Raw genomic sequence first — 20,689 nt, forward strand, 5'->3', positions numbered from 1 at the left:
GGCTGCCGACGCTTCGTCCCGTGCGGAGGGCATGCCGCTCCTGGGTCGTGTGCGGGAGAAGGCGCGGCTCGACGACGTGCTCGTGTTTTGAGGCTGGCGCACCCCCTGTGCGCAGCAGGCGCATCGGGCAGTTGGGCGGCACCACCACCGTCCCGGAAGGAGCATGTGAGGGCGCCGCGGTCAGCGCACGAGGTGTAGCGGATGGTTGGCGCAATGAGCACGGTGACCTTGGGGATATTGAAGCGGGGACAGCTCCGTGATCCGCAAGTGCCGCACTTCCCTCACGTCCGGCACCCCTTCGGGCCCCATGCGACCAAACCGGCGAACACGACTCCCCCCTGCTTACCGGCGCACCGCCGTCTCTCGCGAAACCTCCATGAACTCGCCGCCACCCGGGACAGCGAGGACACCGAATCCGCGCGTCCTGGCGCCTCCTGCCTGCCAGACCTCACCGGCGTACCAGGCACCGTGCTCCAGTTCCTCAGGCCAGTGACGTCGGCGAAGCGGATTCCGCGCGGACATGAGACCGGTCAACTCCTCGCCTTCGCGGTATCGCAGTTGGACGGGCACGCCCATGACGTCCTTGACGCCGTCGGGCCGGTGCGCCGCGGAGACCAGCTGCCACGGATGCTGCTCCAGCACACGCCGGATGCGCTTCAGGGAACTCAATACGTCGCGGCGCAGGTAGAGAAGCGTCAGATAGACAAATGACACCAGGACGATGCCGCCGGCAGCCTGCTCCTTCGCATTTTCGCCTGAGAGGTTCCCAAAGAGCACGAAGTACGCCACCCAAGAGAGGGCATACAAGAAGTGCCAGATCCAGCGCCCTCTCTTCGCTTTCCTCCGGGCCTGCTCCCATGCCGCCCGGGTCTCAGGGTGGTCGAAAGCACATTTATACAGAGGGGCGTGCGCATCGGCAGGGACTCCATCGGCCTGTGTGCCGAGCTTGTCGAAGGGAAGGCCCGCATCGCTGTCTTTCACATTTTCTCCTCGTATGTGGATTCGAAAGCCCAGGAGACCGCGATCGACACACCACTCTACTGGTATATAAGCTGCCGCCCGGTCGGGTAACACAAGGGAAGCCCGCCTGTCCACATTGCCCATAATTCCCTTCTTCCGCCGCTATGGGGACCAGCGGACTTCCCCAGGAAGCCCGCGACCGGGCCGACCAGGCATTCCGTCTGTACGCCATGACCGCGATGCTCCTGCAGAAGCAGCCGGTGGCTGTCTGCGCACTCGGCATGCACCCCGACGGGAACGGAGAGGCTTCGCTGTCGGTGCTCACGATTTCGGCCTTTCCCTCCGGAGGGGCGAACCCCATGCGCGTCCTCACCGGCATGGTGGGCGGCAATGCGGGAGGGAACGCGAACAACGGCATGCAGCCCATCGAACTGCCGGTGGGCGTCGGGTTCCTGATCGAGCAGGTGCGTAAGACGGTGGCACCCGGCGTCCCGCCCGAAGGTCAGGAGGGGCCCTTGGAGGGTTCGGTCTGGCAGGGAACAGTGGCGGTACCGGAGCCCCGTACGTCGTCGATCATCACCGTGCAACTGGTGACCTCGGCGGTCGAACTCGCCGACGACTACCGCTCGGTGCTGCTCGGCACCGCCCGAACGCTGAACTTCAAGGATCCGACAGCCGAAGCAGGCCAAGGGCCCGGGCCCGTGGTTCCCGGTTCCGCGGCGCAAGCCATGCAGTCCGACTTCGGGTGATCACAGAAAAGGCGGGAAGGATCGCCGTGCAGGAGGAGACTCGCGCGCCCTACGCGACCGACGGAACTGATTTCCAGGGCGCTTTGAAGCATCACCGCGAAAAGGCGCTGAAGCGTTTCGCGAAACGGGCAGCGATCTTCGGGCTCATGTGGTTGCAGATCTTCGTGACTCGCACCGACTACCTGCTCCCCCTCGCGATAGTAGGGTTCCTCGGCCTCCTCACCTCGATGATCCGCCTGCCGATTTCCCTTTCCTGGGTCCGGCGGTGCTCCCGCCTCTTCCACACCTACCCCGTGGTTTTCCGCGGCCCGGTCCCGCAGATAAGCGTTGAAAGGAACAACTGCTTCACCGTCAGGATAGGCAGGGAAAGCTCGGGCTCTCCCACGATGGCGGGCACGAACCTGTCGGGCAAGGGATGGCCGGCGGGCGGCTCCGCAGGCGTCTGGTTCGCCGGCGACGATCTCTTCGGAGGCGCCGCCCTCGTCCCGATCACCGGCGAACTGCTGTTCATGCAGCCTCTCGACTGGCCACTGACCTCCGAACAGCGAGCAAACGCCCCGGCGGACCGCATCGCGAAGGCGAGACAGGCCGGCATCAAGGGCTACGTCTCTCTTCGCTCATAATTTCGTCAAACCAACACTTGACGGTGTTATCCCAGCCACGGGACACGTGTAGAGGCCCGTGCAGAACATTCACCGGCAACGTGATCGGCCCTCATCCGGCAGCCCTTCCCCGCGGCCTGCCCAGAGACGCCACTCCGCCGCAGGTGAGAACGCCCGGCACGCGTGAGCGATGCATTGGCGGACGGTCACATCCGAGGCACATGAGCCCGGGCGTGGACCAGTGAGAACTACGGAGACGTGTTTCCACAGATCACCCCCGCCCACGGAGCGAGTCGGCCTTGGGCTTGCTTCACGACGTCGACGTGTGCAGCCGCGATTACGCCGCCCGGTCGAGCGAGTCGAGTCACGCCGAGCCTGGAAATTGCCTACCCGGCCGCCGTCGGCTTGTCCGTCGCGGCGCCGTGCCCACAGCGTGCCCCTAAAAGCGGACAACAGCGGTCAACGGTGGTACGAACCCGCTCTCCCGGAGCCACCGCTGAGTCACCTAAGCGCAGGTCAGCAAGCATGTCACCCTCCAAGCGCCGTCGCTTCCCAAGCTGAGAGCGCGAGTTCGATTCTCGTCACCCGCCCCACGAAGAAGGCCCAGGTCAGAGACCCGGGCCCTTTTGCTGTGCGCTCTGCTCAATGGTCGGGAGGTCGGCATCTTCGGTGCCGAACCGTGGACGGCGCACTGGTCGGCGAGGTGCGCCGTGTGCTGCGGCGCGGCGGTGTGTTCGTCTACACCGTCCGGCACACCGGTGACGCCCTCCCCCAGTTCTCGGCTCCACTCGAACCGGGGGGGACCCCCCATCGGTGTCGGCACCGCCCACGGAGACGACATCTTCGAACACGGCGGCTTCGCCGTGCACTTCTTCGACCGCGCCCTGGTCGACGCCCTCGCCGACGGCTGGACACTCGACGAGGTCCACGCCTTCGAAGAGGGCGACCTGCCGCGCCAGCTGTGGCGCGTCACCCGGACCAGGCCCAGGTAGCGGCCGGCCACTCGTCACACCGAACGCCTGGTGCCCGCCCGGCCGTGGTCACTCGTTGCCGCGGATCACGGTGACGGGACAGTGTGCATGGTGCAGCAGGGCCTGGCTGACGGAGCCGAGCAGCAGGCCCGTGAAGCCGCCGCGGCCGCGGGCACCGGCCACGACCAGCTGCGCGTCGCGGCTGGCCTCGATCAGGGCCGGGCGGATCCGGGAGCGCACAAGGCGTCGCTCCACAGCGACTTGGGGCCGGCGCTTCTCCCACGGAGTCAGCGTCTCGTCGAGCAGCCGCCGCTCGTCCTCGTGGAGCCGCTCGATGTCGACCACTATGTTCAGTGGGTCGCCCGGCTCCTCGTAGGCCCGTTCGCTCCGTGTGTTCCACACGTGCACGGCCAGCAGGCCCGCCCCACGCATGGAGGCTTCGGTGAAGGCGAACTCGACGGCTCCTTCACCCGCCGGTGAGCCGTCGACCGCCAGGAGAACGGGACCCGTCGGGTTCGGCCTGCCACGTACCACCAGCAGCGGGCATCGGCCGTGGGCGGCCAGGTGCACGGCGGTGGAACCGAGCAACAGACTGCCGAACGCGCTCAGTCCGCGGCTGCCGACCACGACGAGCGAAGCTGTGCGCGACTCGATCTCCAGCACCATCAGCGGCGCACCGAAGGTGACCTCCCGGGTGATCTCCACGAGCGGCTCGACCTGGCGGGCTCGCTGTTCGGCCTCGATCAGTGTGCCGTCCACCAGTTCGCGCACCCCGGCCATGGCCGGGTTCCAGGGCAGCCCACCAGGCGGTGCAGGGATCGACGGCCATGCGAAGGCGTGCACCAGCCGCAGCCCGGTCCCGCGAAGCGCGGCTTCACGCGCCGCGGCTTCCACCGCGTCCAGGCTGGACGGCGAGCCGTCCACACCCACCACGACCGGTTCCGTCATGACACCTCCCGGTCAAGCGGCGCCCGTCTGCTCAGGTGCTCTGCCTCCTCCAGCGTCCGTCAACCTGTCCCGCACCGCATCAGGGTGGGGAGCTCCTGAACCTGAACGAACCTCCATGCGTCCCCCGATCATCGGGGCGGCTCGGCGGCGGCTCAGCCGTCGTCCCCGTCGCCGCCCGACGCCGTCTTGGAGAAGCCGTCGTGCCACGCGGCCTTCGCCCCCGAGTCGCCGATGCGGTAGACGTCCACGACCGCTCCCACGGCGACCGCGAGCGACAGCACAGCGGCCGCGACCCGCACGGGCGCGGCGGACCGGCGTCGGCGGCCCGAGGTGCCGGAACCGGACGTGGCGGCGCGGCCGGCCACCCACCAGATGAGGACCGCCAGCAGGAACAAACCCCCGGCCCAGGGGAGCAGGCCATCGCCGAGCTCGGCGTGCCGGCGCACCAGCGCGTTGCTGTCGACGTGTTCCTCCAGCCACTCGCCGGCCTGAGTGGTGAGCGGAACGCTCACGAGCGTGACCAGGGCCAGCAGCGGGAGCACGATGCCCATGCGCTGAGCCGCCTTCGGCCAGATCGCGCAGACGGCGAGTGCCAGCGCGGTCAGAGGAACGAGGACCACAACGAAATGCACGAGCAATATGTGTGCGGGCAGGCCGTTGATCAGGCTCATGGGCAGCTTCTCCAGGCAGGTTGGGCACCGACTGTGACGATCAGGCGCGCCAGCCTGGCACAGCAAGTTCTCAGCTTCTTCTGAGAACCGCACCACGCATGGCACCACGAACCGCACCACCGGTCCCGGCCGTCGGCGATCTCGTCTCCCGTCACCGCGGCGCCGCCGCACGAGCGGTGTCGGCGTCGCACGAGAGGACGAACGGCCCCTGCCGTCCGGGGCCGGCAGGACGCAGGCTGGAAGAGAGGCCGACGCAGCCGGTCCCCTCGTCGGATGTACAGCCTCCGATCCACCGCCGCGTGCCCGCCCTCGCCGGCGTAGACGAGGTAGACGGCGACCTGAGAGTTCTCGATCCGCCCGGCGGTGCCGGTGTATTGGCGCTGGACCCCGACGGTGCGTGTGCCCTTCTTCACGTCGCCGGTCTCGTCGACGACCAGCACAGCGGCCTCGTCGTGGAGGTGCTCGACGACGTACTCGCGCACGTCGTCGCGGACGGCCTCGGCATCCCAGGCGGCCCTGTACAGCAGATGCTGCATGCCGTGCGGGGTGGCCTCCCCGGCCCACTCTGCGATCGTCCAGCAGTTCTTGCGCGGCAGATCCGACAGCAGGCCCAGCACCAAGCGCAGGGCCCGGAGGCGGGGTTCGACCCGCGCGAACCGCCCGGCTGTCCGGCTGTCCGGCTGTCCGGCTCATCAGGCCATCGAACGCCTCCTGCCAGCGGGCAGGGTCTACGCTGTGACCTGCGGCCACCGCGTGATCGTTTGTCTTCACACACCGATGATCAACGTGGCCGCACCCGTCTCCACAGCGCGTCAGGGTCGCGCAGCGTACGCATGCGGTCCTGTGTCAGGAGGACATGTGCAACGTGGCGAAGTCTGGTGGGTCGAGTTCGACGAGCGGCGGCCGGTCGTACTGCTGTCGGAAGGCGACGCGTCCGGGATCCGGGTGATGCAGGTCGTGGCTCCGGCGGGCGTCGACATCAGCGGTCTGGGCGTCGAAGTGGTAGTAGGCGCCATGGAAGGACTGCCCTTTGAAGGCGTGCTCCGGTTCGCGTTCCCGTGTCCGGGCTTCACCCCTTGCACGTGGCTGACCACCGTGTCCCGGGACGACCTGATCGAGCGGGCGGGCGCCCTGCCCTACGCGAAACTCAACGAGATTGAGGATGCCCTCCGACTCGCTGCACAGGCGAAGGAGCGGACCCCGGCGACGACCGAGAAGCTCAGCGAATTGAGGGATGCCCTCCGTCTCGGTGGACTTGAGTAGTCGGCTAGGCGGAGAAGGAACGGACACCCTCGGTGGCGTGGTCGATCTCGTCCAGATGATCGACACTGACCATCTGTCTCCTCGGCGCCCCTCACCATCAAGATTGTTCAGTGGGATGTGAGGTCGGGTTTCAGATGCCCGCAGCGGGTGGTCAGGACACGTTCCACCTGCTACCTCGTGCCCCCGGACTCGGGGCAGGTTCGGGTACGGGAACGACGTTTCCCGCCTCGTCGCAGCGGATGGTCCAGGGCGACCCGAAGCCCTCCTCGTAGACCCGTACGTCCACGTCGGAAAGTTGTTTGCCGTCGGCCGCCTGGGCGTCGGCCGCGGTGCAGATGATCTGGCTGAGCCCGAGGCCGCCACCGCCGGTCATGTTCGCCACGGGCACGGGGAGGTGCAGATCCACGGCGCCGTCGGCGGCCTGCGCGACCAGTGGCCCGTCCATCGGGGGGACCTCGGTGATCAGGCCGCGGGCGCGCTCGGCGGCGTCGGGGCCTTTGAGGAGCAGGTCGAGTGCCTGCTGCGGGGTTGCGGGGGCGTCGACCTCGCGGGTAGCGGGCTGGATGCCGTACGAGCTGACGAAGTAGAGCTGGGCAAAGTGGGTCGCGGCTCCCGGTTCACGAAGGCCGGACGCCGGGCCGCCGGCTCGGACGGGACCGGTGGAGCCGATGCCGCAGCCTGCCGACAGAACAGCCGAAAGGGCTATGAGACAGGTGAGTCGGCGCTTCATGGCTGGTCCTCCTGCCGGAGCGTGCGCGGGAGTGTGATGGTGAACACCGCGCCGCTGTCCGGGAGGTTGGCGGCGGTGAGGGTGCCATGGTGCAGTCGTACGTTCTCCATCGCGATGGCGAGTCCGAGGCCGCTGCCCTCGGATCGGGCCCGCGCGGCGTCCGCCTTGTAGAAGCGGTCGAAGACATGCGGCAGGACCTCGTCGGGGATGCCGGGGCCGTCGTCGGCGACATCGATCACAAGGGACTCCTCCGTGGCAGTCGCCCGGAGAGTCACGGGAGCGGCACCGTGGCGCAGCGCGTTGCCGATCAGGTTGGCGAGGACGACGTCGATGCGCCGCGCGTCGACCCGGATACGCGGATCGTCCTCGGGAAGTTCGGTGATCACCTCGTCCGGCTCGCGCCAGCCGCGCAGCTGAAGCGTCTTGTGGACGACGGTGCGCAGACTCACATCGTCCAGGTGCAATACCGCCGCCCCCGCGTCGAAGCGGGAGATTTCCATCAAGTCCTCGACCATTCCGGCCAGCTTGCGGGTCTCGTCGCTGACGAGGAGGACCGCGTCGGCGGTGTCCGGAGGCAGCGTGCCGGAGCGGGCGTCCTCGTCGAGTGCGTCGGTGACGGCTGCCATCGCGGCGAGCGGGGTCCGCAGTTCGTGCGAGACGTCCGCGGCGAACCGGCGGGCGTTCGCCTCCATGCGCCGCAGTTTGGCGTCGTCCCGCTCCAGTGCGGCCGCCATGGTGTTGAACGTGCCGGTCAGCGTGGTGAGTTCGTCCTTGCCGACGACGTCCAGACGCGTGTCCAGCGCGCCCGAGGTGATCTTCTCAGCAGCCGTACGCAGCTGCCGTACGGGACGCAGCACCCGGCGGGCGGCGAACAGGGCGGACACGACGGCGAAGGCGAGCGCCGGGACGGCCCCCGCCCAGGCCGCGTTGATCAGAGCGGAGATGTCGGCCCGTTCACCGTCCAGCGGCAGAACGGCGTAGACGACCAGCCCCGACGGTTTCCCCGCCTCCTTGCCCCGGCCCGTGTAATCGATCGGCATGCCGATGCGCAGTCGATGCCCGTCCGCATGCTCCACACGCTCGTAGAAGGTGCTGTCGCCGCTCTTTGTCGCGTCGCGCAGGGCGTTGCTGACGTCGCCCGCGGTGCCGATGGGTGGCCCGCCATCGCGAGAGACGCCCGTGTGCCAGCCGCGCGAGCCCGAGGCGCGGTCCAGTTGGCGCGCGAAGGCGCGCAGGTCGGTGTCGGTGGGGTTGTTCGGAAGGTCGGGGGCGAGCGAGTCGATCTGGAGGCGCAGATCGTGGACGGCGCCCTTCTGGGTGCGGTCCAGGATCGCGCTGCGGGCCTGCCGGAAGGTGAGCGTGGCGGTGATCAATTCGCTGAGAGCGGCGACCAGGACAAAGGCGACGACCAGGCGTGGGCGCAGGCCGCGGGGCAGGGCGCGGGGCAGGGCGAGCTTCACGCCGGCAACGGGCCGAAGCGGTAACCGAAGCCGCGCACGGTCTGGACGTACGCCGGGCGGCGCGGGTCCTCTTCGATCTTGGCGCGTAACCGCATCACGCAGGCGTCGACCAGGCGGGCATCCCCGTAGTAGCTGTGCTCCCAGACGTCCTCGAGCAGCTGCTGGCGGCTGAAGGTCCGCTCCAGGGCGGCACTGAGAAAGAGCAGTAGCTTCAACTCGGAGGGGGCGAGTGGGAGTTCTTCGCCGTGCTTGCGGACGATCAGCGCGTCGCGGTCGATCTCGAGATCGCCCACCCGAGTCGGCCCGGCACCTGTGCCGGTGTCGGCCTGGACGGGGGCGACGCGGCGCAGTACCGCGCGCATCCGGGCCTCGATGACGGCGGCACCGGCGGGTTTGACGACGTAGTCGTCGGCGCCCGCCTCGAGGCCGATCACGACGTCGATGTCGTCGCCGCGCGCGGAAAGGATCACGAGGGGAACCCGGCTGGTCTCGCGGATGCGGCGGCATACTTCCAGCCCGCTCATGCCGGGGAGCATCAGATCGAGGAGCACGAGGTCGGGGTTGAAGGCGGCCAGGGCATCGAGACCGTCCTCGCCGGTGCCGACCGCCTCGGTCTCGTGCCCATTGCGGGACAGGCCCAGGACGACACCGCGGCGCACGGCCGGATCGTCCTCGATCAGCAGGACACGGGGCATGCAAGGGTCCTTTCCACGGTGAGCGGGTTGTTCCGGCGTTACCTGAGCTATCGAGACGTGAGCCGTCGAGCGGGTCGCCTACTGTACGGGCGGGCATGAGGCGTGGTGTGCACTGCTTGTCCTGGGGGTCACCTCAGCTGACGGCTTGTCCTGGGGGTCACCTCAGCTGACGGCTTGTCCTGGGGGTCACCTCAGCTGACGGCTTGTCCAGGGGGTCACCTCAGCTGACGGCTTGTCCTGAGGGTCACCTCAACTGGTCGACGTCGACCGTGCCCGCCCCCGGGACCGGTTCGGGCACCGCCGCCCAGAGGACGGCTCCCGCCAGGGCCAGCGCGACCACCGCGATCACACCGCGGCCGGCACGTGCCCAGCCCACCCGGAACCGCACCGGATCCTCGACGAATCCCTTCGTCACCGCGGCGGCCACCAGCGAGATCCCGATCGCGACGACGGTCCCGCCCCAGCCCCCGAGCGCCGACAGCCGCGGCAACAACAGCAGGTACACCGGCCAGTGCCACAGATACAGGCTGTACGACAGCCTTCCAAGGCCACTCGGCAGGCGGCTGCCGGCAATCCGTTCCGCCCAGGTGCCCGGCACCTGGGCCAGCAGGACGATCAGCACGGCCGCGGTCAGAGAGTGGACGAAGAGCCCGCCCTGGAAGAGCAGGGGCACCTTCTCGCCCCCGGTCACCGCCCACGCCACCACCAGCCCGCACCCCAGGACCAGGCACACCAGGTCGGCCGCGCGGCGCGGCACTCGGCGCACGAGGTTCCGCACGGGCGCGGTGGCCGCGAGCGCCCCGAGCAGCAGGGCGGCGCCACGGGTGTCGGTGCCCTCGTAGGCGCGGGTGGTGTCCACCGCGGCACCGAGCCAGACGGTCAGAGCGAGGGAGACCAGGGCACCCAGCCCGGCGAGCGAGGCCACGATCCGCTCGGCGCACCGCCCCCGGGCGGCCACGGCCACCACCAGCGGCCAGGCCAGGTAGAACTGCCACTCCACGCCGATGCTCCACAGGTGGGCGAAGACGCGGGTGTCGGAGGAGTTCCAGTAGCCGATCTGCTCCGTGATGTAGTGCCAGTTGACCGCCTGGGCCCCGACCCAGGGCATGTCGTCGAGCGCGAAGCGCAGCTGCTCCGTGCTCCCCCACGCCCACGTGGCCAATACGGTCACGACCACCACACAGACGAGAGCGGGCAGCAGGCGGCGGGCACGGCGGCCCCAGAACGCGGCCAGGCCGATCCGGCCGCGCCCCGTCGCCTCGCCGAGCAGCAGTCCGGTGATCAGGAATCCGGAGAGCACGAAGAACAGGTCGACGCCGAGAAACCCGCCGCGTAGATGCCCGGCGTGGAAGAGCAGCACGGCCGCGACCGCGAATCCGCGAAGCCCGTCGAGGGCGGCCATGTGCGCACGGCCCACCCCGCTGGGGTGCGCCGCCCGGTGCGGGCCCGGTACCGGGCGGCCTCCCGCAGGCGCGGGCAACGGAAGATGCGAAGGCTTGGAGTGCGAAGGCTTGGAGTGCGAAGGCATGAAGTCGGCCGCCCGTGTCACGCGGCACAGCGGAGCTTGCTGTATCGCTCGTCGCCGGTCCAGGACTTCTGGGCCCAGGAGTCCACCGACGCCGGCGTGAAGCTCTCCTGCTTGCCGAGCTGCTCGGTGAACCACTTGGCGAAGGCGGCCGCCCCCTGCTGGCAGTTGTGGATCCCGTCCGGGGCGCGCTGCGCCTTCGGAGCCGAGGCATCCGTGCCCCACAGCTGCGAAGCGTCGAAGTACGCAGCTGTGCCACCGCTCTTCCCGGCGACTTCCGCGGCTGCCTCGGGAGCGGTACGCATCTGCGCCTCGTGCTGCTTGTAGAACCCGTCGATCTTGATGGGCGGGGACGAAACGAGCACCACCTTGGCCCCGGCGTCCTTGGCCTTGTCGACGACCTTCTCGTAGGCAGCCCGCTGCTGATCCTGGCTTCCCCAGTCGTACGTCGTGACCTGGTAGGCGACCACGGTAGGACGGAACGACTCGATGTCCTTGCCCAGTTGCTTCCACGTGGCGCCGGAGATCATCCGCGTGATCTCCTCGCCGCTGTTGACGATCGTGCCCCCACCGTCCGAAGAGGAGTCCTTGAACTCCACACCGCTGGCCTTCAGGGCCGCGTTCAGCGCGGGAGCCTCGGCGCCCGCTATGGAGTCGCCCAGCCACAGCACCTTCGCACCGGTGCTCGTCGTCTTCTTGCTCGTCGTCTTCTCGCTCGTCCCCTCGTCCCTGGTGCCGAAGCCCTTCTCGCCGCATCCGACCAGGGTGAGGCCGAGCGCGGCGACTGCGGCGACCGCGCTCAGGGCGTGGCGGGCCATGGGGTGAGGAGAGCGGGAACGGGACTTGTGTTTGCTGTTCATGCGCCCAGCACAACAGTCCCCAAGCGCCCCATCGCCCGCTGTCATCGTTTGCTCATGGTCCGGGCAAGGAGCGCTCATGAAGGCTGCCGGCCCAGATGCGGATACCGGAGCGGACTCTCAACCCAAACCCTCAACCCGAGTCCGTCCTGGGCGACAGGGCGTACGACTCATGCGCTGTGCGCCGTGAACTTCGGCGCCGCCGGATCCTGCCGGTGATCTCCCGCAGGGGCGCCCCGAACATCAAGGGCCTGGGCAAGCTCCGCTGCGTTGTCGAGCAGACCTTCGCCCTGCTGCACCAGTTCAAACGCCTGGCCGTGCGGCGGGAGCGACGCCTTGACCTCCACAAGGCCTTCGTCTCGCTGGGCTGCGGCCTCATCCGCCGGCGACGGCTCAAGCAGGCTGCCGGACCGTGATCGCAGAAACCCCCGTGGCGGCAAATACGGCAAATCACCTGTAGAGGACGGCGCGTACGCCGGGGCACCCTCCACCCTCTCGCTCGCTACTCACCTGTCTCGTGCTCCGAACGATCCTTGGATGGCGGCTCGTTGTAGGTGACCACGACGGGCGCGTTTGCCTCCGCCCGTGCACGGTCCGACGCCGTCGCGATCTCCTCGTAGGTCCATTCCCTGTGCAGGCGCTCCCCGTGGGCATCGGTGATGTCGATGACCACGCTGGTCCACTCCTCGGTGGGCTGTTCGGGGACGAGTCCCAGCTCGTACGTAGCGTCCTGGAGGAGGGATTCGGTGACGCGTATGCCGGTGAGTCTCTCGGCCAGAGCGAGGACCGCCGCCTTCGGGTCGACGTCCGGGGCGCTCTCGTCGTGCTCTCCCTCGGAGGTCAGGGGGAAGCCGACTTCCCGCAGCAGGGGGACCAGTTCATCGGGGGTGTTGCCGTCGCGCGACGAGGGGCCCTCGAACGTCGTACGGAGCTCACCGTCCTCGAACCAGTGGAAGAGGTGGATGGGCTTGCCGCCGTTGGTCGAGTGCGCCACGACCCGGCCGCCCTTCGACAGCGTCTCCACGTGCGGCGCCGCGATCCCCAGGCCACCGTCGAAGCCGAGGACGAGTGTCCAGTCGCCGTTCTCGCCCGGAGCGCTGAAAGCGCCCGCGACGTAGGACTCGACCCAGTAGTCGTAATCCACCTCGGCGCGGTGAGCGTCGTCCGCCTCGATCAGCCCGGCCGTTCCCTCCCCAGTGCCGCGTGATTCCGCCTCCATCGCGCGCAGCACCTCGCGCGGGGTCCGCCCCCGTATCAGTGTCAGGGTGTATCCGCTCTCCATCATGTGACGGAAGAGCGGCGAGGTGCGGATCCAGGCGTAGTCGTGCGCGGTCACCAAGTTCATACGGCGCAGTGTCCCTGATGCCTCTGACAACGTCCGGTGCGAGCCGGTTCTTACAGCTGGACAGGCGCCGCCGAAGCGGGCGGAGGTGCAGGCGACCGCGCTGGTGGCGAACTGGTGGGTGAAGCTGCCGCCCGCGCACCGGGTGAGGGCCGGGCGCAGGGTGCCGGTGCCGGTGCCGGTGCCGAAGGCGAACTTCACCCCTGTGCGGACCTCACCCCAGCGCGGACCTCACCCCAGCGCGAACTTCACCCCGGCACGGACCTCACCCCAGCGCGGACCTCACCAAGGAGGCCGCGGCCCGCATGCCGGCCTCGTTCGGGTGGTACGTGGTCCGTCCCGAGGCGGGCTTGTACTTCTCCACCCACGGGTCGGCCGCGCAGGCGTCGTGGCCGTGGCTGGCGGTGGCGAGGCGGACCAGGGTCGCGCCGGTGTCGTTCGCGGCGTTGATGGTCGCCTGCGCCAGGCGTTGGGAGACGCCGCGCTCGAACGTCCGCTGGTCGGCGGTGAGCGGGACCCCGGTGCAACCGCCGGTGTCGGGCAGGAGGGTGGAGTAGCTCACCAGGAGGACCCGTGCCTGCGGGGCCCTGGCGTGGACGGCGTTCACGACGTCCGCGATCCGCCGGCCCACCGCGTCGAGGGCGGTGTTGATCGCGGCCCGGTCCACGGTGCCGCAGTTCGTGCCGCCGCTGTTCTGGCAGGAGTACGTGACCATGCTGCCCAGGTAGTTGACGTCGTTGCCGCCGATGGTGACCGTGACCAGGTCGGTCCCGCTGTTCACGGCGTTGATCTGCGGCGGCTGCGAACCCTGGTTGGTGGTGAGGATGTTCGCCGTCGTGGCGCCGCTGCAGGTGACGTCCGTCAGGTTCGCGCCGATGTCACGGGCCACGATGCTCGCGTAGTTGTTGCCCGACCGTGAGCATGCCGCCGCCCCGCTGCTCGACTGCACCGGCGGGATGCTCGGGCCCGCGGCGAACGAACTGCCCATCGCGACGTAGTCGAGACCGGCCGCCGCGGTCGAGGCGGTCCCCGCCCGTTCGGTCTTCGTGGTGACCGAGTCGGCGGCCACGTCCAGTTGCGCCTTCGACCGCCGGCTGGAGCCGTCCGCTGTGGCGCTGCCGCCACAGGCCGTGAGGGTGAGGGCACCGACGACCAGTGCCGCGCAGGCCATCAGGGCGTTCCGTCGGGGGGTGTCCGTTGCCACAAGCTGCTCCTGTGTTCATGGTTCAGGGGGTGTGGTCCGCTCCGGTGCTGTGAGAGGAGAGCACGCAGGGGCGCAGGTGGTTACTGGTGAGACCACGTGATGGCTGTCGCGTGACAGAACCAGGACATCCGGAGGGCCGGTGGTCGCCCGCTGTGACGCGTGCACAACTCATCGTCGGTGGTGGAGAGTTCGGGCCGGGTGGCCGCGGCGGAGCATCCCCGCCTCCGTTGTTGGGCGGCCCGTGCCGCCCATGACGACGGCCTACGGGAGATACGGAGACCACGGCTGCCTCTGCGCCCCCTCCCCTCGCCCGAATCACCGCTGTCACACACCTTGTTGGGCTGGCCTCTCGTCCATAACATTCTCCGGCAAGGGGAGTTTTGAATCGTTTCAAGCGGGGGCCGTTGTCCGAGGCGACACGACGAGCGAGGAACGCGCATGGACCAGTTCTGGAACCGGAGACTTTTCCTGAAACGCACGACGGCCGGCGCGGGCGCCGGGTTCACGGCGTTGTCCACCGGCCCGGCGGCCGCCGCCGGTGTGCCGGCGGCGGCCGCCGGCACACCGGCGCAGGGGCCGAAGGACGACCGCGCCGGAGTCCTCCGCGTTGAGCGGACCACCGTCGAGTACGCCGAACAGCTCCTCGGTACCGACGTCGAACGTCCCCGGCTCAGCTGGGAGTTGTCCGCTGCGGGGCAGGGCGCCCGACAGAGCGCCTATCAGGTCCAGGTGTCCCTCGACCCCCAGAAGTTCGCGGCCGGGCCGGTCTGGGACTCGGGGAAGGTGGCGTCCGACCGCAGCGTGGGCGTCCCTTACGGAGGGCCCGAGCTGCACCCCCGTACGCGCTACCACTGGCGGGTCCGGGTCTGGGACGACGTCGGGCGACCGTCACGCTGGAGCGAGACCCGGTGGTGGGAGACAACGTTGTCGAAGGCCGACTGGCGGGCCCGCTGGATCGGCGCCGACCCGGCCCCGCAGCCGCCCTCCTTCTCCGCCGCCTCGTGGATCTGGTCGCCGGGTGCCACCGCCTCCGACGCCCCGGCGGGGCCGTGCTGGTTCCGGGCGGCGCTGTCCCTGCCCGGCGGCACGCGGGTGCGACGGGCCACCGTGGTCGCCACCGCCGACGACGACTTCACACTCCATCTCGACGGCCGGCAGGTGCTTCAGGCACCGGAGCAGCAGGACGGCTGGCGCACCGGCCGTACGGCCGACGTCACCGAGGCGACCGAGGCGGCCCGCGCCGCCGGCCGCGACGTGGTGCTCGGCGCCCGCGCCACCAACCGCCCCGGCGCCTCCGTCAACCCCGCCGGCCTGCTGGTCCGGCTGGTCGTCGAGACGGAGGACGGCCGTACGCACGAACTCGTCACCGGCCCTGGCTGGCGCGTCTCGACGACCGAGCCCCAAGAAGGCTGGCAGCGACCGGAGTTCGACGACACGGCCTGGGCCGCGGCCATCGTCCTCGCCCCTTACGGGCAGGGCCCCTGGGGCAGCGATGTCGGCGTCGCCGTACCGGAACAGCCCGCGCCACTCCTGCGCCGCGCTTTCAACGTTCGGAAGCGGATCTCCCGGGCCCGCCTCCACATCAGCGGACTCGCCTACTACGAGGCCGAGATCAACGGGCGCAGGGTCGGCCGGCAGGTCCTCGACCCCGGCTTCACGGACTACGACGAGACCGTGCTGTACGCCGTCCACGACGTCACCGGGCTGCTGCGGCGCGGCGAGAACGCCATCGGTGTCACCCTCGGCCGCGGCTTCTTCGGCATGACCACCCCCAACGTCTGGAACTGGCACCGCCCGCCGTGGCACGGCGAGCCCCGCCTGCTGGCCCAGTTGGAGATCGACCACCCGGACGGCTCCCGCACCACCGTCGCCTCGGACGGCGAGTGGCGGATCACCGAGGGCCCGACCCTGTCCAACTCCCTCTACGCGGGCGAGACGTACGACGCCCGCCGGGCCCCGCGCGACTGGACCCGTCCCGGCTTCGACGACAGCGGCTGGCGTACCGCGGGAGAACAGCGGGCTCCCCGCGGCACGCTCAGGGCACAGCCGCACGACCCGATCGAGATCATCGAGACCGTACGGCCGACGGAGATCTCCGAACTCCGCCCCGGGGTCTACGTGGTGGACATGGGCCGCACCATGGCGGGCTGGACCCGCCTCACCGTCCGCGGCGCCGAGGCGGGTGCGCTCGTGCGCCTCGTGCACGGCGAGAAGCTGAAGGCCGACGGGAGTGTGCAGGCCGAGACCGGTCATGTCCCCGGGCGCTTCCAGACGGACGAGTACCTCTGCGCGGGCGGCGACGCGGATTCGGACGCGGAAGAGGTCTGGGAGCCCAAGTTCTCGTACAAGGGCTTCCGTTACGTGGAGGTCCACGGCCTGCCCGCACGCCCGTCACCGAAGCAGGTGCTGGGGCGGCTGGTGCACACCCGCGTCGAGGAGGTCAGCTCCTTCGGCTGCTCGGAGCCGTTCTACGAGTGGCTGGACGGTGCCATGCGCCGCACGGTCCTCAACAACCTGCACGGCATCCCGACCGACACCCCCATGTACGAGAAGAACGGCTGGACCGGTGACGCCCAGGTCGGCACGCCGGTGATGACGTACGCCTTCGGGGTACACCGCTTCCTGTCCAAGTGGCTGGGCGACCTGGCGGACAGCCAGAACCAGGCGGGGCAGTTGCCGGTGATCGTGCCGAGCGGCGGCTGGGGCTACCAGGAGCTGGGCCCCTCCCCCGAGTGGACGACCGTCTACCCGTTCGTCGTCCGCGAGTTGTACCGGGCGTACGGCGACGAGCGCGCCGCCCGTGAGCACTTCGCGGCGCTGACCGGGTACCTGGACTGGGAGCTGGCCAGGCTGCGGGACGGGCTGGCGGTGACGGCGCTCGGCGACTGGGTGGCGCCCGGCTACGAGATACCCCCGGAGGACACCCGGCTGACCGCGACCGCGTACCTCTACCGGGCGCTGCTGCACACGGCCGAACTGGGTGAACTGCTCGGTGACGGCGAGGTCGTGAAGCGGTACCGGGAGGCGGCCGAGAAACTGAAGACGGCGTTCAACGAGGCGTTCCTCAGCCCGGAGGGCCACTACCGCACGGCGAAGGACCCTGGCTACCGGCAGAGCTCCAACGCGATCCCGCTGGCTTTCGGCATGGTGCCGGCCGGCGCCCGCAGCTCCGTCGTCGACAGCCTGGTGGCGGACATCGAGGCGCGCGGCAACCACCTCAACACCGGCTGCCTGGGCACGAGTGTGCTGCTGAAGGTGCTGTGCGCCCACGGCCGCCCGGACGTGGCCCATGCCGTCGCGACGCAGCGCACCTATCCGAGCTGGGGGTACTGGCAGGCCAACGGCGCCGACACCATGTGGGAGATGTGGCCGCTGGACTCCCGCTCCCGCGACCACTACTTCCTGGGCACGGTCGCGCAGTGGCTGTACGAGAACGTGGCCGGGCTGCGCCCCGGGGACGCCGGCTACCGCACCTTCTCGGTACGCCCCGATGCCCGTACGGGAGTCAGTTGGGCCCGTACGTCGATCCGTACGGTGCGGGGCGAGGCCGCCGTGTCCTGGTCACGTCTGGACCGGGAGCTGCGGCTGTCGGTGCGGGTGCCGGTGGGCTCCACGGCCGAGGTGCACGTGCCGGCGCAGGCGCCCTCCCAGGTGGCCGCGCCGAAGAGCGCCGAGCTCGTGCGCAGCGATCCCGAGTTCGTCGTCTTCCGTGTCGGGCACGGCACATGGGCGTTCACCGGTCGGGCGTAACCGGCACCCAGGGGGCGAGGGCCGCCGTAGCAGGGGCCGGCACCGGGTGACGGGTCACCGCCGTCAGGGCCATCCCGGTCCGAGGTCGGCCGGCCTCTGCGCGGACGGTGGCGGGATGATGGACGCCATGCGCATCCGCATCGACGCCGTCGACCTGCCCGGCCCCACCCGCCCCGCCCTCGCCGACGGCGAAGTCCCCGCCTACGGCAACCTCCACGTCGCCGTGCAACGCCGCGACCGTCCGGCCGAACTCCTCGAGCCGCAGCCCGGCGACGGACCGTCCGCGACATGGACCCTGGAGTGCACCACGAGCGCCTCGCCGACCGGCATCGAGGTCAAAGGCCCCTACGTGCAGGACCGTCTGGGGCGACGGTTCATCTACCTGTCGTGGGGCACGGTCGACGAGTCGGGCACCTTCACGATGTTCCGCCGCGCCAAGCTCATGCTCGACGTCATCCCCGCCGACGTACTCGCCGCCGCCGCACGCGAGGGGCTGCTGGTCGGACGCCTCGGCCTGACCGACGCGCAGGGCGGGCCCCTGTGCGCACGCGTCGAGCCCCCTCACATCACCTGGACCGCCGCCCGCGCCGACTAGGAGTGCCGATGTGACCTTCATCGCGGTAGTGGGGTCTTGGGGGGCGGGGTGCCCGTTTCGCTCCGCCAATGACGACGACAGCGCCACTGGCGCGTCTACGGAGGTCATGGCGCCGTGGCCGGAAGCGTTCGGCGGGAACGCCGCATCCGCGCGTATCAATATCTGCATCCGTGAAGTGAGAAATAGGCACGGCACACGGCGAGTATTCCTCGACCGCCGACCCGAGTGGAATTACTGACCGAACAGGGCCGCTTGCGCCGTGCTAACGTCGTTCTCAGTTGCAGGTGTGGTTGCCAGAAGGTGCATTTCCCGACGGGCCAATCAGCACGGCGACGCGGAATCCGCACAAGGCGGATTCCGGGCATCGTCTCCGAAGGAGAAATGACATGGCTACTGGCACCGTGAAGTGGTTCAACGCGGAAAAGGGCTTCGGCTTCATCGAGCAGGACGGCGGCGGCCCCGACGTCTTCGCCCACTACTCGAACATCGCCACCCAGGGCTTCCGCGAGCTGCTGGAAGGCCAGAAGGTGTCCTTCGACGTCGCGCAGGGCCAGAAGGGCCCGACGGCCGAGAACATCGTTCCCGCCTGACATCGGCAGCAACGCGTACTTCGTGGCTGGGACCCGCACCTTGGGGTGCGGGTCCCAGCTCGCTGCATTTCAGGGCGCACGGCGGGAAGGCCCCACCACATCACCGGACGGGGACGCATTCCCGTCGATCCGATGCGACGCCCATCATCTCCGGCTCGTTCTCGCGTTTCTCTGCGCCTTTCATTTGCTGCGGAAATTCCTTGCTACGTGCCTACGTGCCCACATCGAGGAAGGTTCCGCTTGAACCGCGCACGCACCGCACGCACGACACGTACCCACGACCGCTCCCGGGGTTCTGCCGCCGAGCGCTCGAGGGCTCCGCGGCGTACGAAGGACTACGGACGTCGTCCGGCCGCACCCCAGGGCGAGTTCGCGCTGCCGGTGACGATCACGCCCGCGCTGCCCGCCGTCGAGTCGTTCGCCGACCTCGCCCTGCCGGCACCGTTGCTGGCCGCGCTCGGTCACGAGGGCGTGTCCGTACCGTTCCCCATCCAGGGGGCGACCCTGCCGAACTCCCTCGCCGGACGTGACGTGCTCGGCCGCGGCCGTACCGGGTCGGGCAAGACCCTCGCCTTCGGCCTCGCGGTGCTGGCCCGTACAGCGGGTCGGCGCGCGGAGTCACGGCGGCCGCTCGCCCTGGTCCTGGTCCCCACCCGCGAGCTCGCCCAGCAAGTGACCGACGCGCTCACCCCGTACGCCCGTTCCGTGCGGCTGCGGCTGGCGACCGTGGTCGGCGGGATGTCCATCGGCAGGCAGGCCGGTGCGCTGCGGGCCGGCGCGGAGGTCGTCGTCGCGACGCCGGGGCGGCTCAAGGACCTCATCGGCCGTGGCGACTGCCGGCTGGACGACGTCGCCATCACCGTCCTCGACGAGGCCGACCAGATGGCCGACATGGGCTTCATGCCGCAGGTCACCGCCCTGCTCGACCAGGTGCGCCCCGAAGGGCAGCGGATGCTCTTCTCCGCCACCCTGGACCGCAACGTCGACCTGCTCGTCCGCCGCTACCTGAGCGACCCGGTGGTCCACTCCGTCGACCCCTCCGCGGGAGCGGTCACGACGATGGAGCACCACGTGTTCCACGTGCACGAGGCGGACAAGTACCGGACGACCACCGAGATCGCGGCACGAGACGGCCGGGTGATCATGTTCCTGGACACCAAGCACGCCGTGGACCGGCTCACCAAGCACCTGCTGGACAGCGGCGTCCGCGCAGCGCCCCTGCACGGCGGCAAGTCCCAGCCGCAGCGCACGCGGACCCTCGCCCAGTTCAAGACCGGACATGTGACGGTACTGGTGGCGACCAACGTCGCGGCGCGCGGGATCCACGTCGACAACCTCGACCTGGTCGTCAACGTCGATCCGCCCACCGACCACAAGGATTACCTGCACCGCGGCGGCCGTACCGCCCGCGCCGGAGAGTCCGGCAGCGTCGTCACCCTGGTGACCCCCGGCCAGCGTCGCAGCATGAACCGGCTGATGGCCGCGGCCGGCATCACCCCCCGGATCACCCCGGTACGTTCGGGTGAGGCGGAACTGAGCCGCATCACCGGGGCCCAGGCCCCTTCCGGTGTTCCCGTCGTCATCACCGCGCCCGCCGCGGAACGCCCCCGCCGCGCCGCGTCTTCCGCGGGCTCATCGTCCCGAGGCCGCCGCGACCGCCCCGCCCAGGGACGCTCCACCGGACGAGCCGGGCGGCGCAGGGCGCAGCGGCCCGCCTTCGACCCGGCTGCCTAGAGGTATCGACGATCGACCAGAAGCTCATCCCTCTCCCACCCCT

The 20,689-nt window shown here is 69.7% G+C and carries 19 protein-coding genes and 1 pseudogene; 9 read left to right on the forward strand and 11 right to left on the reverse strand.

Features of this window, described 5'->3' with window-relative positions:
• Window positions 1–342: 342 nt before the first annotated feature.
• On the reverse strand, window positions 343–981 hold the full coding sequence (locus AB0959_RS33870; protein ID WP_366830537.1) for a hypothetical protein: 639 nt from the start codon (window positions 979–981) through the stop codon (window positions 343–345).
• Window positions 982–1,124: 143 nt separating this feature from the next.
• On the opposite strand from AB0959_RS33870, the gene AB0959_RS33875 reads away from it, so the two are divergent.
• From AB0959_RS33875 to AB0959_RS33885, 3 genes are all read left to right on the forward strand, one after another.
• A complete protein-coding gene (locus AB0959_RS33875) occupies window positions 1,125–1,709 on the forward strand; it encodes a hypothetical protein (protein ID WP_366830538.1) in 585 nt (194 codons plus the stop codon).
• A gap of 26 nt (window positions 1,710–1,735) precedes the next feature.
• Complete coding sequence (locus AB0959_RS33880; RefSeq protein ID WP_366830539.1) at window positions 1,736–2,332, forward strand: hypothetical protein; 597 nt, start codon at window positions 1,736–1,738, stop codon at window positions 2,330–2,332.
• A 737-nt stretch (window positions 2,333–3,069) separates the two neighbouring features.
• A complete protein-coding gene (locus tag AB0959_RS33885; protein WP_366830540.1) occupies window positions 3,070–3,303 on the forward strand; it encodes a hypothetical protein in 234 nt (77 codons plus the stop codon).
• 48 nt (window positions 3,304–3,351) lie between these two features.
• Here the strand turns inward: AB0959_RS33885 and AB0959_RS33890 are convergent, their stop codons facing one another.
• The 3 genes and pseudogenes from AB0959_RS33890 to AB0959_RS33900 all read right to left on the reverse strand — a co-directional run.
• The gene (locus AB0959_RS33890; RefSeq protein ID WP_366830541.1) at window positions 3,352–4,230 is read right to left on the reverse strand and encodes a universal stress protein; all 879 of its coding nucleotides are present in this window, start codon (window positions 4,228–4,230) and stop codon (window positions 3,352–3,354) included.
• 152 nt (window positions 4,231–4,382) lie between these two features.
• The gene (locus AB0959_RS33895; RefSeq protein WP_366830542.1) at window positions 4,383–4,901 is read right to left on the reverse strand and encodes a DUF2231 domain-containing protein; all 519 of its coding nucleotides are present in this window, start codon (window positions 4,899–4,901) and stop codon (window positions 4,383–4,385) included.
• 272 nt (window positions 4,902–5,173) lie between these two features.
• Window positions 5,174–5,594, reverse strand: a pseudogene (locus tag AB0959_RS33900) (transposase); the annotation flags it as partial.
• A 165-nt stretch (window positions 5,595–5,759) separates the two neighbouring features.
• Between AB0959_RS33900 and AB0959_RS33905 the strand changes: the two are divergent.
• Window positions 5,760–6,164 carry a type II toxin-antitoxin system PemK/MazF family toxin gene (locus tag AB0959_RS33905; RefSeq protein ID WP_366830543.1) on the forward strand — a complete coding sequence of 135 codons (405 nt, stop codon included), beginning with the start codon at window positions 5,760–5,762 and terminating at the stop codon, window positions 6,162–6,164.
• Between the two features lie 151 nt (window positions 6,165–6,315).
• Here the strand turns inward: AB0959_RS33905 and AB0959_RS33910 are convergent, their stop codons facing one another.
• The 5 genes from AB0959_RS33910 to AB0959_RS33930 form a co-directional block, all read right to left on the reverse strand.
• On the reverse strand, window positions 6,316–6,894 hold the full coding sequence (locus tag AB0959_RS33910) for a hypothetical protein (RefSeq protein WP_366830544.1): 579 nt from the start codon (window positions 6,892–6,894) through the stop codon (window positions 6,316–6,318).
• Window positions 6,891–8,354, reverse strand: coding sequence for a HAMP domain-containing sensor histidine kinase (locus tag AB0959_RS33915; protein WP_366830545.1), 1,464 nt, complete (start codon window positions 8,352–8,354; stop codon window positions 6,891–6,893). The genes AB0959_RS33910 and AB0959_RS33915 overlap by 4 nt, the downstream gene beginning before the upstream one ends.
• On the reverse strand, window positions 8,351–9,049 hold the full coding sequence (locus tag AB0959_RS33920; protein WP_366830546.1) for a response regulator transcription factor: 699 nt from the start codon (window positions 9,047–9,049) through the stop codon (window positions 8,351–8,353). Before AB0959_RS33920 ends, AB0959_RS33915 begins: the two co-directional genes overlap by 4 nt.
• 244 nt (window positions 9,050–9,293) lie before the next feature.
• Window positions 9,294–10,451: an acyltransferase gene (locus AB0959_RS33925; RefSeq protein WP_366830547.1), complete on the reverse strand. Its 1,158-nt coding sequence runs from the start codon at window positions 10,449–10,451 to the stop codon at window positions 9,294–9,296.
• 143 nt (window positions 10,452–10,594) lie between these two features.
• Window positions 10,595–11,434: an SGNH/GDSL hydrolase family protein gene (locus AB0959_RS33930; protein ID WP_366830548.1), complete on the reverse strand. Its 840-nt coding sequence runs from the start codon at window positions 11,432–11,434 to the stop codon at window positions 10,595–10,597.
• 95 nt (window positions 11,435–11,529) lie between these two features.
• Here AB0959_RS33930 and AB0959_RS33935 point away from each other — a divergent pair, with 95 nt between their 5' ends.
• Window positions 11,530–11,847, forward strand: coding sequence for a transposase (locus tag AB0959_RS33935; protein WP_366830549.1), 318 nt, complete (start codon window positions 11,530–11,532; stop codon window positions 11,845–11,847).
• An 86-nt stretch (window positions 11,848–11,933) separates the two neighbouring features.
• On the opposite strand, the gene AB0959_RS33940 is transcribed toward AB0959_RS33935, so the two are convergent.
• Window positions 11,934–12,776 carry a DUF6461 domain-containing protein gene (locus AB0959_RS33940; RefSeq protein ID WP_366830583.1) on the reverse strand — a complete coding sequence of 281 codons (843 nt, stop codon included), beginning with the start codon at window positions 12,774–12,776 and terminating at the stop codon, window positions 11,934–11,936.
• 262 nt (window positions 12,777–13,038) lie between these two features.
• Window positions 13,039–13,977: an SGNH/GDSL hydrolase family protein gene (locus AB0959_RS33945; protein WP_366830550.1), complete on the reverse strand. Its 939-nt coding sequence runs from the start codon at window positions 13,975–13,977 to the stop codon at window positions 13,039–13,041.
• Window positions 13,978–14,415: 438 nt separating this feature from the next.
• Between AB0959_RS33945 and AB0959_RS33950 the strand changes: the two genes are divergently transcribed.
• The 4 genes from AB0959_RS33950 to AB0959_RS33965 all read left to right on the forward strand — a co-directional run bounded on the left by AB0959_RS33950 (window position 14,416) and on the right by AB0959_RS33965 (window position 20,646).
• Window positions 14,416–17,727 carry a family 78 glycoside hydrolase catalytic domain gene (locus tag AB0959_RS33950; RefSeq protein ID WP_366830551.1) on the forward strand — a complete coding sequence of 1,104 codons (3,312 nt, stop codon included), beginning with the start codon at window positions 14,416–14,418 and terminating at the stop codon, window positions 17,725–17,727.
• Window positions 17,728–17,854: 127 nt separating this feature from the next.
• A complete protein-coding gene (locus AB0959_RS33955; protein ID WP_366830552.1) occupies window positions 17,855–18,322 on the forward strand; it encodes a DUF5990 family protein in 468 nt (155 codons plus the stop codon).
• Between the two features lie 386 nt (window positions 18,323–18,708).
• On the forward strand, window positions 18,709–18,912 hold the full coding sequence (locus AB0959_RS33960) for a cold-shock protein (RefSeq protein WP_366830553.1): 204 nt from the start codon (window positions 18,709–18,711) through the stop codon (window positions 18,910–18,912).
• Between the two features lie 240 nt (window positions 18,913–19,152).
• Entirely contained in the window at window positions 19,153–20,646 is a 1,494-nt protein-coding gene (locus tag AB0959_RS33965; RefSeq protein ID WP_366830554.1) for a DEAD/DEAH box helicase, read from the forward strand.
• Window positions 20,647–20,689 lie beyond the last annotated feature (43 nt).

It is taken from the genome of Streptomyces sp. NPDC046862 (assembly GCF_040704615.1).
Classification (GTDB): Bacteria; Actinomycetota; Actinomycetes; order Streptomycetales; family Streptomycetaceae; genus Streptomyces.

Bases quoted from the DNA above. Each gene is read 5' to 3' on its own strand.
- AB0959_RS33875 (WP_366830538.1), top strand. From the start codon at position 1,125: ATGGGGACCAGCGGACTTCCCCAGGAAGCCCGCGACCGGGCCGACCAG.
- AB0959_RS33890 (WP_366830541.1), bottom strand. From the start codon at position 4,230: ATGACGGAACCGGTCGTGGTGGGTGTGGACGGCTCGCCGTCCAGCCTG.
- AB0959_RS33955 (WP_366830552.1), top strand. From the start codon at position 17,855: ATGCGCATCCGCATCGACGCCGTCGACCTGCCCGGCCCCACCCGCCCC.
- AB0959_RS33930 (WP_366830548.1), bottom strand. From the start codon at position 11,434: ATGAACAGCAAACACAAGTCCCGTTCCCGCTCTCCTCACCCCATGGCC.
- AB0959_RS33920 (WP_366830546.1), bottom strand. From the start codon at position 9,049: ATGCCCCGTGTCCTGCTGATCGAGGACGATCCGGCCGTGCGCCGCGGT.
- AB0959_RS33940 (WP_366830583.1), bottom strand. From the start codon at position 12,776: ATGAACTTGGTGACCGCGCACGACTACGCCTGGATCCGCACCTCGCCG.
- AB0959_RS33960 (WP_366830553.1), top strand. From the start codon at position 18,709: ATGGCTACTGGCACCGTGAAGTGGTTCAACGCGGAAAAGGGCTTCGGC.
- AB0959_RS33895 (WP_366830542.1), bottom strand. From the start codon at position 4,901: ATGAGCCTGATCAACGGCCTGCCCGCACACATATTGCTCGTGCATTTC.
- AB0959_RS33925 (WP_366830547.1), bottom strand. From the start codon at position 10,451: ATGGCCGCCCTCGACGGGCTTCGCGGATTCGCGGTCGCGGCCGTGCTG.
- AB0959_RS33910 (WP_366830544.1), bottom strand. From the start codon at position 6,894: ATGAAGCGCCGACTCACCTGTCTCATAGCCCTTTCGGCTGTTCTGTCG.
- AB0959_RS33950 (WP_366830551.1), top strand. From the start codon at position 14,416: ATGGACCAGTTCTGGAACCGGAGACTTTTCCTGAAACGCACGACGGCC.
- AB0959_RS33935 (WP_366830549.1), top strand. From the start codon at position 11,530: ATGCGGATACCGGAGCGGACTCTCAACCCAAACCCTCAACCCGAGTCC.